Consider the following 1,978-nt stretch of genomic DNA (forward strand, 5'->3'; position numbering starts at 1 on the left):
GGGCGGCGCGGGTCTCGCGCGTGGATACCTGGGCCGTGCGGGGCTGAGCGCGGAGCGGTTTGTGCCGGACCCGTGGGGCACGGACGGCGCGCGGCTGTATCGCTCAGGTGACCTGGCACGGCGCGAGGCCGATGGCGGGATCGTCTATATCGGTCGTAATGATGCGCAGGTGAAGATCCGTGGATTCCGGATCGAACTGGGGGAAATCGAGGTGGCATTGGCGGCGTTGCCGACGGTACGCGAGGCGCGGGTTCTGGCACATGAAGGTCGACGGCTCGTCGCCTATGTGGTGCCGCAAGAGAAGACGGGGTGTGACGCCGCGCAACTGGAACAGTCGCTTGCACAGGCGCTGCCTGCGCATATGGTGCCGGGCGCATACGTGCTGCTCGACGCGTTGCCGCTGACGCACAACGGCAAGCTGGACCGTGCCGCGCTGCCGGCACCGGATGCAACAACCGCGGACGAACACGTGGAACCCGCCACGCCGACCGAAGCACTACTCGCGCAGATCTGGTGTGACGTGCTGGGCGTTGAACGTGTGGGCGTGCAGGATGATTTCTTCAGACTCGGTGGACATTCGCTGCTCGCCGTGCGCGTGCTGTCGCGTGTGCGTCGGGACGTGGGCCGTGACGTGCCGCTGCAGGCGGTCTTCGATCATCCCGAACTGCAACGCTTCGCGCGCTACCTCGACGAGCTTGCGCACGCCGGGCAGTCTCCCGCTGCGGCGCAAGATACATCGATTCCTCGTGTAACGAAACCCGGCGTTCCTGTGCCGCTGTCGCATGCACAGGAGCGCCTGTGGGTGCTCTGGCGGCTCGAACCCGACAGCGCTGCCTACAACGTGGCCGGCGCCCTGCGTCTGGAAGGCGAACTGTCCTTGCCCGCGTTGCGCAACGCGCTCGACGCACTGGCCGGGCGGCACGACGCATTGCGTTTGCGCTTCACGGAGACAGGTGGTCTCGTGCGTCAGCAGGTCGCCGACACCGCTGCCGGTCGCCAGTTCGAGTGGCGCGAATACGATCTGCAGGACCGCTCAACCGAACTCGACAACCAGCTTCACGCTTTCGCGCAGGAGCCCTTCGATCTGTTGGGCGGCCCGTCGTCGCGCATCGGTTTGTTCACACTTGATGCAACGACCCATGTGCTGGCGTTGTCGATGCATCACATCATCGCCGACGGTTGGTCTATCCGGGTGTTGATCGAAGATTTCAGCGCGCTCTATGCCGCAGCGCTCGATGCGTCGGAAGCCACGCCGTTGCCTTCGCTGCCGATCCAGTACACCGACTTCGCTGCGTGGCAACGCCGACGTATCGACGAGGCAGCACTGGACGCGCAACTCGATTACTGGCGCACGACACTGGGTACCTCGCACCCGATGCTGGAACTTCCCGTCGATCGCGAACGACGGCAGGCCCGTTCGGGCGCCGGGGGGCGTGTGTTGCACACGGTGCCGCGCGGCGTCGCGCAACGTCTGCGTGCCGGTCATGCCGGCGAGGGGGTGACGCTCTTTATGATCTTGCTCGCCGCCTTCGACGTGCTGCTGCATCGCTACACGGGCGCGCCGGATATCCGCGTCGGTATTCCGGCTGCAGGCCGTGAGCAGATCGAGACGGAAGGCATGGTGGGGTTCTTCGTCAACACGCTGGTGATCCGCGGCGATCTGCGCGTGCGCGAGACTTTTGCGCAGCTTGCGGAGCAGGTGCGGGACCGGGTGCTGGCTGCGCATGCACATCAGGACGTGCCGTTCGGCCGCATCGTCGATGCCTTGCAGCCGGAGCGCAATCTGCTTCAAACGCCGTTGTTTCAGGTGATGTTCGATCTGCGTGTTGACGACGGCATCGACGCGCTGCGGCTGCCGGGTCTGTCGGCGACGCGCATCGACGCCGGTACGGGCAGTACGCAATACGATCTGATGCTGCACGCCGAGGAACGCAATGGCGCACTCTATCTGTCGTTCGGCTTCGCGAGCGATGTATTC

Annotated in this window: 1 protein-coding gene; it reads left to right on the forward strand. The window is 65.3% G+C overall.

What is annotated here, in order from left to right; all coding sequences use genetic code 11:
- A partial coding sequence (locus PQQ96_RS41885) for a condensation domain-containing protein (RefSeq protein ID WP_408303263.1) occupies nt 1-1,978 on the forward strand: 1,978 nt, incomplete at both ends.

It is taken from the genome of Paraburkholderia sediminicola (assembly GCF_046027825.1).
Taxonomy (GTDB): domain Bacteria; phylum Pseudomonadota; class Gammaproteobacteria; order Burkholderiales; family Burkholderiaceae; genus Paraburkholderia; species Paraburkholderia sediminicola_D.